The organism is Actinotalea sp. C106 (assembly GCF_023630195.1).
Classification (GTDB): domain Bacteria; phylum Actinomycetota; class Actinomycetes; order Actinomycetales; family Cellulomonadaceae; genus Actinotalea.
Genome location: NZ_JALPKN010000012.1, coordinates 1 through 13334, shown reverse-complemented (window position 1 = coordinate 13334; position 13334 = coordinate 1). Strand labels below are relative to the sequence as shown.

The window sequence follows — 13334 nt, the reverse complement described above, 5'->3', positions numbered from 1 at the left end:
GTGACCATGACGAGCACCAGCAGCACCAGGGTGCCAGACCCGTCCCAGCCGCCCTCGCCAGCTCTGGCCTACGGCCGTGGCCGTGGCGGTGTGCACCGACAGGTCTTCTGGCCCGCCCTGGCCATCGTCCTGATCATCGCGATCGTCGCCATCTTCTTCCCCGAGGCGACCGAGGAGACGATCGGCGCGATCCAGACCAATGTCATCGGGGCCTTCGGCTGGTACTACGTGCTGCTCGTCGCGGCCTTCGTGGCCTTCGCGCTCTGGGTCGGGCTCGGTCGGTGGGGTGACATCACCCTCGGGGACGACGACGACCGTCCCGACTTCAGCATCGGCGCCTGGTTCGCGATGCTCTTCGCGGCCGGCATGGGCATCGGGTTGGTCTTCTACGGGGTCGCCGAGCCGCTCATGCACTTCGCCTCGCCCAAGCCTGGGGTGATCGGTACCCCCGAGCGCCTCGCCGAGACGGCGATGGCGCAGACGTACCTGCACTGGGGCGTCCACGCCTGGGCCATCTACGTCGTGGTGGGCCTGGCCATCGCCTACGCGATCCACCGCAAGAAGCGACCGGTGTCCATCCGCTGGGCCCTCGAGCCGCTGCTCGGGCGCCGGGTCGAGGGGAAGATCGGCGACGCGGTGGACATCGCCGCCGTCGTGGGGACCATCTTCGGTGTCGCGACCTCCCTGGGTCTCGGCGTGCTGCAGATCTCGGCGGGGCTCGAGCACATCGGCCTCATCGACTCGAGCGCGGGCGTGCAGATCGGGATCATCGTGGTCATCACGATCCTGGCGACTGCCTCGGTGGTGTCCGGCCTGGACCGAGGCCTCAAGTGGCTCTCGAACATCAACGTGAGCCTGGCGGGGCTCCTGCTCGTCGCGCTGCTCATCCTCGGGCCGACGCTCTTCCTGCTCCGGGACTTCGTCCAGTCCCTCGGGGTGTACCTTGCCAACGTCCTGCCCATGACCTTCAACGTGAGCGCGTTCTCGGGGGCGCAGGGTGAGGCCTGGCAGGCCGCCTGGACCACTTTCTACTGGGGCTGGTGGATGTCCTGGGCGCCCTTCGTGGGCGTCTTCATCGCCCGCATCTCCCGCGGCCGCACGGTGCGCGAGTTCGTCGGCGGCGTGCTGATGGTCCCCACCCTGATCACCTTCCTGTGGTTCTCGGTCCTCGGGGGGAGCGCGATCCACCGTGAGCTCTTCGGCGAGGGCGGCCTGATCCCCGACGACGGCGCCATCAGTGAGGAGAACGCCCTCTTCGACCTCCTGGGCGGGTTGCCCTGGGGGGCCTTCCTGTCGGTGGTCGCGATCCTCCTGGTGACGCTCTTCTTCATCACCTCGAGCGACTCGGGCTCTCTCGTGGTCGCGATGCTCTCGACCGGCGGCAACCCCTCGCCGCGCATCGGCGTCCGGGTCACCTGGTCGGTCCTCGAAGGGCTCCTCGCGATCGCCCTGCTGCTGGCCGGGGGGTTGGTGGCCCTGCAGACTGCGGCGATCCTCATCGCCCTGCCGTTCTCCGTGGTGATGGTCGCGATGGCGGTCGCGATCTCCAAGGCCTTGCACCAGGAGCACCAGGACTTCCTGCGCGCCCAGCGCCGCGAGCTGCGCGCGCGGCTCACGGCCCACGTGACCGACCGGGTGACCGAGCACGTCACGACCATGCTGGACGACTACGACGACGACAGGACCGCCACCCAGGCCGAGGCCCCCGACACCGCGCCCGGGGACGGGCCCGGCACGGGGGTCCGTGGTCGTCTGCGGCGTCGACGCCGGTCCGGGAACGCCGAGGCGTGACCGGAGGCCTCCTCGCCGTCCACGCGCACCCGGACGACGAGACCCTCAGCACCGGGGCCCTGCTGGCGACGTGGGCGGCTGCCGGGCTGCCGACGACGGTGGTGACCTGCACCCGGGGCGAGCAGGGCGAGGTCATCGGGCCCGAGCAGTCGGTCCTGGAGGGGAACGGTCGAGCTCTCGCCGAGCACCGGGAGGTCGAGCTCGCGGGTGCCCTGGCTGCGCTCGGCGTGCGGCACCACGCCTTCCTCGACCAGCTCGTCCGGCCGAGCAGCAGCCCCGGTGGGCAGGACGACGGTGATGGGCCCGGCGGCCGGCTCCGCTTCGCCGACTCAGGCATGGCCTGGATCGCCACAGGGCAGGCGACCGCGGCCGCCGACCTGCCCGAGGACGCCTTCGTCCGGGTGCCCGTCGACGTCGCAGCCGCTGGACTGGCCGACCTCATCCGGCGCGAGGAGCCGACGGTCGTGGTCGGCTACGAGCCCGGCGGCGGGTACGGTCACCCGGACCACGTCCACGCCCACCGCGTGATGACCCGCGCGGTCGAGCTCGCCACCGCTCACCTGGCCGTCGCCCCGACGGTGCTGTGGGCGGTGCTCGACCTCGTTCAGCTCCGCGCCGCGTACAGGGCCCTCGCCGAGGAGCCGACCCCCGCGGGCCTCGCGCTGCCCGACCCTGCCGGTCCGGTGCCCTCAGCTGCTGTCCCCTCGGCCGGGGTCGACGTCGAGGTCGACGTCGACCCCGTGCTCGACAAGGTGCTCGCCGCCATGCGTAGCCACGCGACCCAGGTGCAGGCCGTCCGCCCGACCCCGGGCAGCACGCACGTGGCCCGCTTCGCGCTCAGCAACGCGGTGCTCCAGCCGCTCCTGGCGACCGAGACCTACCGCGTGGCGCACGGGCAGGGCCCGGCCCCGACGGAGTGGCCGGCCGGCATCCGCCCGCGGGTAGCCTGACCGCGTGGACCTCATCTCAGGACGACAGATCGGTCGCTACCTCGCCCTGCTCCTCGTCGGGGTCCTGGTCGGAGTCGTCGGTACCGGGGTGCATCGGGCCGAGGCGCCCTGGGGCCTGATCCTCGCCCTCGTCACCGTCGCCGCGGCCGGGGTCCTCGCCCGGGCGTGGGTCGGATGGGTCGGGGTGCTGGTCATCGCCTTGGGCGTCTTCACCACCGTCAGCGTCCTCGCAGGCCAGGGGCCCGGAGGCGACGTCCTCGTGGCCCTCGAGCCGATCGGGGTCATCTGGTACTCGGGCGCACTCGCGGCCGGTCTCGCGGCCGCCCTGCCTCGACGCTGGTTCAGCGGCGCCCCCGTCGGTCAGGGTGCGCAGGCCTGACCTGCCGGGCTCCGCGCGGTGTCCTCGGCAGGTCCCGGAGCGGCACTCGGATGGGACGTAGACTCGCGCCGGGCGAGACCGCGCCCGTCACCGCCGCAGGGGAGACCATCACCGATGACCCAGGGACGACAGCCCGACGACGCCGTCGACCCCGTGCACGAGGAAGCGTCCGAGGCCGCCGAGTCCCCCGACGGGAGCGAGCAGGCTGACGCCGAGCACACGGAGGCTAGCAAGCCGGCTGAGTCCGCTGAGTCAGCTGAGTCGGCCGAGTCCGCTGACGCGCCCGCGGCGGTCGAGCCCGCTGACGGGCCCGCGCCCGTCGACGACGAGGGCGAGCCCACGACGCCTGCGGATCCTGAGGCCGCCCCGGAGGCAGCGGCACCCCCGACGACCGGCGGAGCCGTGGCGGACGCCGAGTCCGAGGACCTCACGGAGGCGGCAGCTGTCGCGGACCCTGCTGGTGAGCAGGCCCCCGCGGGTCCTGACCCCGCTGACCCCGCTGACCCCGCTGATTCCGATCCTGACGTCGTCCGACCCGAGCCTGCCGAGCCTGCCGATCCCGCGGTGCCCACGGGGACCGCCGACCCCGACCCCGACACCGATCCCGACGCCGGAACCACGTCGGTGCCGGACCGCGTCGAGCGGACGCCGGGCCCGGCGGGCGGCACCGAGGTCATGGACGTCCCGGAGGAGCCGTCGGCCCCGGCGACCGCGGACCCCGTCGGCGAGGGCGCGACGCCGGTCGAGGGGCCTGCCGAGACCCCCGTCCGCCGCTCCTTCCGCAACCCCCCGGCCCCGTCGGCGGCCGGGGACGAGGCCGAGAACCCGACCGAGGTGGACGCGGGCGCTGAGGCTGCACCCACGGCCAGCGCGACCCCTGATGGGCCCGAGGTCAGCGCGACCCCTGAGGAGCCCACCGGTCCAGGACCCGACCGCACCCTCCCCGCACCGTCGCGCGGCCGGTCCGGCGAGGACGCCTCGGACTCACCGATGGACGTGTTCCCCGAGCAGGAGAGCTCCCGTCGCTGGCCCCGCGTCCTCGCGACGGTCTCCGCGGTGGTGGTGGTCCTCGGCGGCCTCTACGTCGGGGCGCTCTGGTTGTGGTCGGACCGCGTCCCGCCCGGCTCGACCGTCGCCGGGGTCGACGTCGGCGGCCTGACGGCTGAGGCTGCGGTCGACCACCTGGCCGACTCGTTGAGCAGCGCGACCACCGAGCCGATCGCCGTCGCCGTCGGCGAGAAGCGCACGACCTTCGATCCCGAGGGCGCCGGACTCGCCCTCGACGAGGAGGCGACGATCGACCAGGTCACGGGGTTCGGCCTGGAGCCCGTGCGTCTGTGGCACCAGATCTTCGGCGGGGCTGAGGTCGAGCCGGTCAGCACGATCGACGCCGAGGCCCTCGACGCCACGATCGCCGAGCTCGGCGCCTCGCTGGCCACCGAGCCCGTGGACGGCACGGTCACCTTCGTCGACGCCGAGCCCGTGAGCACGGGGGCGACCGAGGGCAGCACGATCGACGCCGAGGCGAGCCGAGAGCTCCTGGTCGAGGAGTGGATCACCGCGGCCCGCCCCGTCGAGCTGCCCGCCCAGGCCACGACCGCCGCGATCACCACGGAGGAGGTCGAGCGGGTCGTCGAGGAGATCGCCCGCCCCCTCGCGGACGCCCCGGTGACCGTCGTCGTGGCCGACCAGCGTGCCGAGCTCCCGGTCGAGGTCGTGACCGGTGCGGCCTCCTTCGTGCCTGACGACGGCGTCCTCGACCTGACGATGGACGGTGAGACCCTCGTCGAGGCCGTCCTGGCGCGCACCACGGATCTGCTCACCGACGCCGCTGACGCCCGGTTCGCCTTCGAGGGGGACGCGCCCGTCGTCGTCCCGGGCGAGGCGGGGACCACCCTGGACCCTGCCGAGCTGGGTGAGGCCGTGTCCGCGGCCGGCACCGGCGAGGACCGCACCGCACGGGTCGAGCTCGTCGAGACCGACCCGGCCCGAACGACGGCCGAGCTCGACGAGCTCGGCGTGGTCGAGGTGGTCTCCGAGTTCTCGACCGCGGTGACGGCCGACGTGGACCGGACCCACAACCTCACCGTCGGCGCAGGTCGGGTGAACGGGACGCTCGTGCGTCCCGACGAGGTCTTCAGCCTGACGGACGTGATCGGCCCCATCACGGTCGAGACGGGTTACCGCCAGGCCGGGGTCGTCGTCAACGGCGTGCTGACCGACGGGCTCGGTGGTGGCCTGTCCCAGATGGGCACGACGGTCTACAACGCCTCGTTCCTCGCCGGGCTCGAGGACGTCGAGCACCGGCCGCACAGCTACTACTTCAGTCGCTACCCCGAGGGGCGCGAGGCCACCATCTACGAGGGCGTGCTGGACGTGAAGTTCCGCAACACCACGCCCTACGGGGTGCTCCTGCAGTCGTGGGTCGGTGGCGGCCAGCTGCACGTGAGGGTCTGGAGCACCGAGTACTGGGAGGTCGAGTCCTGGACCAGCGGACGCTCCAACGTCGTCTCGCCCAAGACCGTCTACAACACCCGCCCGGACTGCATCTCGCAGTCCGCCGGCAACCCGGGGTTCACGGTGACGGTCGGACGGCGGCTGCTCCTGGACGGCGAGCTCGAGTCCGAGGAGACAGACACGTGGACCTACCGGCCGCAGGACGCGGTCGTCTGCGGTCCGGCCCCCGGCACGCAGGGGGCCGACGGCGAGGGCTGACCTCCACGACCTCCTGCTGAGCCCTCACGTCCCCCGCGGGCGCCGGGGGGCTGGTGCGGGCGGGACCAGCTTGCCCAGGGCGATCTCCTCGGTCGGGACCAGGACCTCGCCCCGGCGGGTCCGGACCACCAGGGCGTCGGGCGCGCACCGCACTAGCTCGCCCAGGACGTCGGTGAAGCCACCCTCGGCGAGCCGGCGTCGGACCACCACGCGCTGACCGACCTCCCACGTCGTCCAGGGTGGTCGACGGCGGGGTTCTGGACCTGACGTCGCGGACGGGCTCACCTGAGGGATACTAGGTCCGCACGCCGACGGCGTGCTCTCGGCACCTGGAGGGACCCGCTCGTGACCTACGTGATCGCCCAGCCCTGCGTGGACGTCAAGGACAAGGCCTGCATCGAGGAGTGTCCGGTCGACTGCATCTACGAGGGCAAGCGCTCGCTCTACATCCAGCCCGACGAGTGCGTCGACTGCGGCGCCTGCGAGCCCGTCTGCCCCGTCGAGGCGATCTACTACGAGGACGACGTCCCCGAGCAGTGGAGCGAGTACTACAAGGCGAACGTCGAGTTCTTCGACGTGCTCGGCTCACCCGGCGGTGCGGCGAAGCTCGGTGAGATCGACAGTGACCACCCGATCATCGCGGCCCTGCCCCCCCAGGCCGGCCCGGAGTGAGCGCGCGGACGCGCGGCCCCCGTGCCCCGCGCCGCACCGGCAGGTAGCGGGTGGGACTGCTCGCGGGGGCTCTGCCTGACTTCCCCTGGGACTCGTTGGTCCCCTGTGCGGAGCGGGCGCGAGCCCACCCCGACGGGATCGTCGACCTCTCGGTCGGGACCCCGGTCGACCCGACCCCTGCCGTCGTGCGCGAGGCCCTCGCGGCCGCGGCGAACGCCCCGGGCTACCCCACGACCCACGGCACCACGGCCCTGCGTGAGGCCGTGGTCACGTGGTTCGCCCGTCGACGAGGGGTGCCCGACCTCGACCCGTGGGCCGTCCTGCCGACGGTCGGTTCCAAGGAGCTCGTGGCCCTGCTGCCCTCGCTCCTCGGCCTGGGGGCCGGCGACGTGGTGGTCCACCCCGAGATCGCCTACCCGACCTACGACGTCGGTGCCCGCCTCGCGGGCGCGACCCCCCTTCCGTCGGACGACGTCGAGGTGTGGGCGGGGAGGTCGGACGTACGCCTGGTCTGGCTCAACTCCCCGGGCAACCCGCACGGGCAGGTGCGCGACGTCGACGAGCTGCGACGTGTGGTCGAGGCGGCCCGGCAGATCGGTGCGGTCGTCGCGAGCGACGAGTGCTACGCGCTGCTTCCCTGGGAGGAGCCCTGGCTCTCGACCGGGGTCCCCAGCGTGCTCGACCCGGCGGTCGCCCGGGGCAGCCACGAAGGGCTGCTCGCGGTGCACTCGCTGTCCAAGCAGTCCAACCTGGCGGGGTACCGCGCAGCCTTCGTCGCGGGGGACCCGGCCCTGGTGGGTCGCCTGCTCGAGGTGCGCAAGCATGCCGGGATGATCGTCCCCGCACCGGTCCAGGCGGCCATGGTCGCGGCCCTGGGGGACGACGAGCACGTCGCCGAGCAGCACGACCGCTACCGTCGCCGCCGCGAGAGCCTCCTGGCGGGGTTCGCTGCGGCAGGGTTCGAGGTCGACCCTTCGCCAGCAGGCCTGTACCTCTGGGTCCGGGCGCCAGGGGTCGGGCAGGACTGCTGGCAGACGGTGGCCGACCTCGCCGAGCTCGGGATCCTCGTGGCCCCCGGAGCCTTCTACGGCCCCGCGGCCGAGCGGCACGTCCGGGTCGCCCTGACGGCGCCCGACGAGGCCGTCGCCCGGGCAGCGGCACGGCTCGCCGGAGCCTGATCCGCGACAGCCGCACGGCGCACGACCGACGCCCGGTGCGGGCGTCTCGACCCCAGCACCCTTGCCAAGGGCGCGCCTTGATCTATCCTTGGCGAATCCGTGGGCTCCTTGGGAGACGGAGTCGATGTTCCGGTGTGACGCGGATCACTGACGAAAGGGGACGTTCTGCCCTGGCTCGATTGGGTCGGGACGTCCAGGCACGGGTACCGTCAGCGAAGGCCGACGACGCCCACGAGCTCGCACCGGACCAGCCAGGTGACCGCCGGGCTTGGGTCCTGCAAGGAGGAAGCATGACGCAGTCCCAGACCCAGGCAGTCGCCCTGTCCGTGGCCGACCGGTCCCTGGACCTGCCCGTCGTGCGGGCCACCGAGGGCAACGACGGCATCGTCGTCTCGTCACTCCTCAAGGAGACCGGCCTGGTCACCGTGGACCCCGGGTTCATGAACACGGCCTCGTGCGAGTCGGAGATCACCTACATCGACGGTGACGCAGGGATCCTCCGCTACCGCGGCTACCCGATCGAGCAGCTGGCCGAGAACTCCTCCTTCCTCGAGGTGGCCTACCTGCTGACCCACGGGGAGCTGCCCTCCTCCGACGCGCTCTCCGGGTGGATCGAGCGGATCGAGCGGCACACCCACCTGCACGACAACTTCAAGGCCCTCATCGGCGCCTTCCCGACCAACGCGCACCCGATGGCCGTGCTCTCCTCGGCCGTGTCGGCGCTCCCCGGGTACTACCCCGAGAGCGTGGATCCCTTCGACCCTGAGACCGTCGAGCTCGCCACGGTGCTCCTCCTGGCCAAGGCACCCACCATCGCGGCCTACGCCCATCGCCGGGCTCTCGGCCAGGAGATGATCGGGCCGGACCGCGGCAAGGGCTACGTCGGTGACTTCCTGCGCATGGCCTTCCAGCCCAACGGCACGCCTTACGAGGTCGACCCCGTGATGGTCAAGGCCCTCGACGTCCTGCTGCTGCTGCACGCGGACCACGAGCAGAACTGCTCGACCTCGACTGTGCGCATCGTCGGATCCAGCCACGCCAACCTCTACGCCTCCGTCTCGGCTGGGATCAACGCGTTGTCCGGCCCGCTGCACGGCGGTGCCAACGAGGCCGTGCTGCAGATGCTCACCCAGATCCAGGCGAGCGGCGGCGACGCCACCGAGTTCATGACGAAGGTCAAGAACAAGGAGGACGGGGTCCGGCTGATGGGCTTCGGCCACCGCGTCTACAAGAACTACGACCCGCGTGCTGCCATCGTCAAGAAGGCCGCCGACGAGGTGCTCTCCCAGCTCGGCAAGCGGGACGAGATGCTCGACATCGCCATGCGCCTCGAGGAGATCGCCCTCAACGACGAGTACTTCATCGAGCGCAAGCTCTACCCCAACGTGGACTTCTACACAGGGCTGCTCTACAAGGCCATGGGGTTCTCGACCTCGATGTTCACGCCGCTCTTCGCCGTGGGTCGCATGCCTGGTTGGATCGCGCAGTGGCGGGAGATGATGCAGGACCCGGCCACCAAGATCGGTCGCCCGCGTCAGATCTACACCGGGCCCGCCAGCCGCGACTACGTCGCTGCCGAGCAGCGCTGACGGCGCGGGCCCTCACCCCGCGAGGGCCACACGCACCTGTCCGGGTGGGACGGGTTCCTCGGAGGTCTGCCACTGCGCTGCCTCGCGGCTCCAGGTCTGGTCGCCGTAGGACACCTCGGTGACCTGGTGGGCGTCCGCGAGGGCGACGGACCACTGCGCCACGCCCCAGCCGAGCCTCTCGGCCCCCGTCTCGTCGACCGCTGCCTCGAGGGCCGAGCCGGCGACGGTGATGCTCAGGGTCTGCGCCTCGGTGCTCGTCGTGAGCAGTCCTGCGTAGTCGCGCTCGACCCGAGCCGCAAGAACGTCGGGGTCACCGGCGGCCTCGGGTTCGGCCAGTGTGCACGTGAGCGCGGCCGGGGAGTACCCCGTCAGGGCCGAGGCCCAGGCCCGTGACCTCACCTCGTGCTGCGCATACGCGTCGGGGAACCCCGAACGTTGCACGGCCTGGGCCGCTTCGGTCACGGCCATCTCCTGATACCCGTCGACGGTCACGAGGCCGTCGTAGAAGGCGCCCGTCGAGTACACGGGGTCCATGATCTGCTCGACCGTGCCCCAGCCCTGGGACGGGCGCTGCTGGAAGATGCCTACCGAGTCGCGGTCCCCGTAGTCGATGTTGCGCAGCTTGGACTCCTGCAGCCCCGTGGCGATCGCGATGGTCGCCGCCCGGGCCGGCAGGTCGCGATGCACGCTCGTCGCCGTCAGCAGGGCCGCCGTCTCGGCCTGGTCGGCGTCCAGGTACCACGAGGTGCCGTCGGAGGCAGCCGCGCAGCGTACCGGCTCCTGCGCCTCACCCGTGAGGGCGGTCAGGCCCGCCGAGACGCCGAGACCGGCCAGGGCCACCAGACCACCGAAGACCGCAGTCCCGAGGGTCGCCCGGACGAGGGTGCGGCGACGCCGCTGCGCACGACGGCGCCGCGACGCGGGGGAGTGGTAGGTCATCGATCGCGACGTGCTGCTCAGTTGGCGTGCAGCGCCGCGTTCAGGGTCACGCCGGTGCCGTCGCGACGGAGCACCTCCACGGCCCCGGTGACCGAGTTGCGACGGAAGAGCAGCCCGTCGCTCCCGGCGAGCTCGCGGGCCGCGACCACGGTCGGCTCGGGTCCCACCAGGGTCACCTTGGTGCCAGCCGTGACGTAGAGGCCCGCCTCGACGACGCAGTCGTCCCCGAGGGGGATCCCGAGCCCGGCGTTGGCGCCCAGGAGGGAGCGTCGGCCGACCGAGATGGTGACCTTCCCACCCCCCGAGAGGGTCCCCATGATCGAGGCTCCGCCGCCGATGTCGCTCCCGTCCCCGACCACCACCCCGGCAGAGATGCGTCCTTCGACCATCGAGGTGCCGAGGGTCCCGGCGTTGAAGTTCACGAAGCCCTCGTGCATGACCGTGGTGCCCTCGGCCAGGTGCGCGCCGAGCCGGACACGGTCGGCGTCGGCCACGCGGACCCCGGTGGGCAGCACGTAGTCGACCATGCGCGGGAACTTGTCGACCCCGTGCACCGTCGGGGCGACCCCGTGCTCGGCGCGCAGCCGCAGCCGGGTCTGCTCGAACCCGTCCACCGCGCAGGGCCCGCGGTCGGTCCACACCACGTTGGGCAGCACGCCGAAGAGCCCGTCGAGGTTCTGCCCGTGCGGGGCGACGAGGCGGTGGGACAGCAGGTGGAGGCGCAGGTACGCGTCGGCGGTGCCGGTCGGCGGCGCGTCGAGGTCGATCACGGTGGTGACCACCATGGTCCGCGCGTCGCGGGCCGGGTCGAGGCGCTCGAGCTCGAGCAGTCTGTCGCGCTCCGCGTCGTGCTCGGTCCCGGGCCCGCCCCCCAGGCGAGGCTGCGGGTACCAGACGTCGAGGGTCGTCCCGGGGCCGGCCGTGCCGGTGACCGTCGCAAGTCCGTGGGCCCAGGCGGTGCGTTGCGTCATGCGGGCCAGCCTACGGGCCGAGCACCCCGCGTCCTGCACGGCGAGACGTCGCAGGCGTAGGGTCCTGCGCGTGACCAGCACCTCCGCCCGCACCGCGCCCGAGCACCCGCCCCTCGACCTCCACGGCGACCTGGTGGACCTGACCCGGACCCTGTGCGACCTGCCCTCGGTGAGCGGCGACGAGGGCCCCCTCGCCGACCTGGTCGAGGCCGCGCTGCGCGGCTACGACCACCTCGAGGTGCTGCGGGACGGCAACGCCGTGGTCGCGCGCACCACCCTCGGCCATCCCGAGCGGGTCGTCGTCGCCGGCCACCTCGACACGGTCCCCATCGCCGACAACCTGCCGACCGAGCTCCGCGAGACCGACGGCACGGTCGAGCTCTGGGGTCGCGGCACCGTGGACATGAAGGGCGGGGTGGCCGTCCAGCTCGCCCTCGCGGCACGGGTCACCACCCCCGTCCGTGACGTCACCTGGGTGTTCTACGACCAGGAGGAGGTCGAGGCCGAGCGGAACGGGCTGGGACGCCTCGTGCGGGACCACCCCGACTGGCTCGCCGCCGACTTCGCCGTGCTCTGCGAGCCCACCCGCGCGGCGATCGAAGGCGGGTGCAACGGCACCCTGCGTGCCGAGGTGCGCACCACGGGCCGCGCGGCGCACTCGGGTCGGGCGTGGCTCGGGGTCAACGCGATCCACGGCGCCGCCCCGGTCCTCAGCAGGCTCGCCGACTACCGCCCGCGCACCGTCACCGTCGACGGGCTCGACTACCGTGAGGGCCTCAACGCGGTGGGCATCCGCGGGGGCATCGCGGGGAACGTCATCCCGGACGAGTGCGTGGTGACGGTCAACTACCGCTTCGCGCCGGAGCTGAGCCCCGAGCAGGCCGAGGCGCACGTGCGTGAGGTCTTCGCGGGGTTCGAGGTCACCGTGACCGACCTCGCTCCCGGCGCGAGGCCCGGCCTCGACCACCCCGCTGCCGCCCGCTTCGCCGCGGCGGTCGCCGACCTCACGGGTCGTGCGCCAGCGGCCAAGGAGGGGTGGACCGACGTGGCGCGGTTCTCCGCCCTGGGCGTGCCGGCGGTCAACTTCGGTCCCGGCGACCCGAGCCTGGCCCACGCCGACGACGAGCGCTGTCCCGTGCAGGACGTGCATGCCTGCTTCGAGGGGCTCGAGGCCTGGTTGACCTCCTAGAGTCGAACCATGACAGCTGACGAGGGGAACGCAGGAGCGCAGCAGGGCCGGAACGCCGAGGGCGAGCAGCACCACGGGTACCGGCGGGGACCGGTGCTGCTGCGCGGCGGGCAGGTGCCACGGACGACGAGCGACCAGAACCTGCTCGCCCGGGGTGGCGGGGCGGACTGGGTGCACGCGGACCCGTGGCGGGTCATGCGGATCCAGAGCGAGTTCGTGGAGGGCTTCGGGGCCCTCGCCGAGGTGGGCCCGGCGGTGAGCGTCTTCGGGTCGGCCCGCACCAAGCCGGACCAGCCTGAGTACCGGATCGGCAGCGAGGTCGCCCGTGGTCTCGTCGAGGCGGGCTACGCCGTGATCACGGGTGGTGGGCCCGGCATCATGGAGGCCGCCAACCGTGGCGCGAAGGAGGCCGGGGGCCTGTCGGTCGGGCTGGGCATCGAGCTGCCCTTCGAGCAGGGCATGAACCGCTGGGTCGACCTCGGCGTCAACTTCCGGTACTTCTTCGCCCGGAAGACCTGCTTCGTCAAGTACTCGCAGGGCTTCGTCGTCCTGCCCGGGGGCTTCGGCACCTTCGACGAGCTCTTCGAGTCGCTGACCCTGGTGCAGACGCACAAGGTGACCGAGTTCCCGATCGTCCTGGTCGGCCGCTCCTACTGGCAGGGCCTGATCGACTGGCTGCGCGGCCCCGTGCTGGACCAGGGGACCATCAGCGCCCGGGACCTCGACCTCATCGAGCTGGTCGACGACCCCGCCGAGGCCGTCCGTCTCGTGTGCCAGCGCGGTGCGGAGCTGCGCGCCGAGGAGGAAGCCGCGGTCACCGAGAACGCCGTGGCCGAGCAGGAGGCCGAGCGGGCCTCAGAGGCGTGATGAGCACGCGGGTGGGGGTGCCGGCCGGGGGCGTCCCGCTGCGCCTGCGCGGCCGGGTCCTCGCCCCGGGCCGGCCCGCGGTGATGGCTGTGGT

At 72.6% G+C, this 13334-nt stretch carries 12 protein-coding genes; 9 read left to right on the top strand and 3 right to left on the bottom strand.

All coding sequences use genetic code 11. From position 1 onward, the window contains the following. Positions 1-6 precede the first annotated feature (6 nt). The 4 genes from L0B03_RS01805 to L0B03_RS01790 all read left to right on the top strand — a co-directional run bounded on the left by L0B03_RS01805 (position 7) and on the right by L0B03_RS01790 (position 5835). A complete protein-coding gene (locus L0B03_RS01805) occupies positions 7-1791 on the top strand; it encodes a BCCT family transporter (protein ID WP_250443348.1) in 1785 nt (594 codons plus the stop codon). Beyond that, positions 1788-2741 (top strand): PIG-L family deacetylase, encoded by a 954-nt coding sequence (locus L0B03_RS01800; RefSeq protein ID WP_250443345.1) that lies wholly within the window; start codon positions 1788-1790, stop codon positions 2739-2741. The genes L0B03_RS01805 and L0B03_RS01800 overlap by 4 nt, the downstream gene beginning before the upstream one ends. Before the next feature lie 4 nt (positions 2742-2745). Then, a complete protein-coding gene (locus tag L0B03_RS01795; RefSeq protein ID WP_250443342.1) occupies positions 2746-3120 on the top strand; it encodes a hypothetical protein in 375 nt (124 codons plus the stop codon). 114 nt (positions 3121-3234) lie between these two features. Continuing rightward, positions 3235-5835, top strand: coding sequence for a VanW family protein (locus tag L0B03_RS01790; RefSeq protein ID WP_250443339.1), 2601 nt, complete (start codon positions 3235-3237; stop codon positions 5833-5835). 24 nt (positions 5836-5859) lie between these two features. On the opposite strand, the gene L0B03_RS01785 is transcribed toward L0B03_RS01790, so the two are convergent. After that, on the bottom strand, positions 5860-6120 hold the full coding sequence (locus L0B03_RS01785; protein ID WP_250443336.1) for a hypothetical protein: 261 nt from the start codon (positions 6118-6120) through the stop codon (positions 5860-5862). Between the two features lie 60 nt (positions 6121-6180). On the opposite strand from L0B03_RS01785, the gene fdxA reads away from it, so the two are divergent. The 3 genes from fdxA (at position 6181) to L0B03_RS01770 (ending at position 9274) form a co-directional block, all read left to right on the top strand. Continuing rightward, positions 6181-6507, top strand: coding sequence for a ferredoxin (gene fdxA / locus L0B03_RS01780; RefSeq protein ID WP_250443331.1), 327 nt, complete (start codon positions 6181-6183; stop codon positions 6505-6507). A 50-nt stretch (positions 6508-6557) separates the two neighbouring features. Continuing rightward, positions 6558-7685: a succinyldiaminopimelate transaminase gene (dapC, locus tag L0B03_RS01775; RefSeq protein ID WP_250443327.1), complete on the top strand. Its 1128-nt coding sequence runs from the start codon at positions 6558-6560 to the stop codon at positions 7683-7685. Between the two features lie 290 nt (positions 7686-7975). Beyond that, positions 7976-9274: a citrate synthase gene (locus L0B03_RS01770; protein ID WP_250443324.1), complete on the top strand. Its 1299-nt coding sequence runs from the start codon at positions 7976-7978 to the stop codon at positions 9272-9274. A gap of 12 nt (positions 9275-9286) precedes the next feature. On the opposite strand, the gene L0B03_RS01765 is transcribed toward L0B03_RS01770, so the two are convergent. After that, positions 9287-10213 (bottom strand): hypothetical protein, encoded by a 927-nt coding sequence (locus L0B03_RS01765; RefSeq protein WP_250443321.1) that lies wholly within the window; start codon positions 10211-10213, stop codon positions 9287-9289. A 17-nt stretch (positions 10214-10230) separates the two neighbouring features. Further along, positions 10231-11184 (bottom strand): 2,3,4,5-tetrahydropyridine-2,6-dicarboxylate N-succinyltransferase, encoded by a 954-nt coding sequence (gene dapD, locus L0B03_RS01760; RefSeq protein ID WP_250443319.1) that lies wholly within the window; start codon positions 11182-11184, stop codon positions 10231-10233. Between the two features lie 70 nt (positions 11185-11254). On the opposite strand from dapD, the gene dapE reads away from it, so the two are divergent. Both dapE and L0B03_RS01750 read left to right on the top strand, forming a co-directional pair. Continuing rightward, positions 11255-12373 carry a succinyl-diaminopimelate desuccinylase gene (dapE, locus tag L0B03_RS01755; protein WP_250443316.1) on the top strand — a complete coding sequence of 373 codons (1119 nt, stop codon included), beginning with the start codon at positions 11255-11257 and terminating at the stop codon, positions 12371-12373. A 9-nt stretch (positions 12374-12382) separates the two neighbouring features. Next, positions 12383-13240: a TIGR00730 family Rossman fold protein gene (locus tag L0B03_RS01750; protein ID WP_250443313.1), complete on the top strand. Its 858-nt coding sequence runs from the start codon at positions 12383-12385 to the stop codon at positions 13238-13240. Positions 13241-13334 lie beyond the last annotated feature (94 nt).

Coding starts and splice junctions, on each gene's coding strand:
- L0B03_RS01805 (WP_250443348.1), top strand. CDS start 7: ATGACGAGCACCAGCAGCACCAGGGTGCCAGACCCGTCCCAGCCGCCC.
- L0B03_RS01790 (WP_250443339.1), top strand. CDS start 3,235: ATGACCCAGGGACGACAGCCCGACGACGCCGTCGACCCCGTGCACGAG.
- L0B03_RS01770 (WP_250443324.1), top strand. CDS start 7,976: ATGACGCAGTCCCAGACCCAGGCAGTCGCCCTGTCCGTGGCCGACCGG.
- L0B03_RS01765 (WP_250443321.1), bottom strand. CDS start 10,213: ATGACCTACCACTCCCCCGCGTCGCGGCGCCGTCGTGCGCAGCGGCGT.
- dapD (WP_250443319.1), bottom strand. CDS start 11,184: ATGACGCAACGCACCGCCTGGGCCCACGGACTTGCGACGGTCACCGGC.
- L0B03_RS01750 (WP_250443313.1), top strand. CDS start 12,383: ATGACAGCTGACGAGGGGAACGCAGGAGCGCAGCAGGGCCGGAACGCC.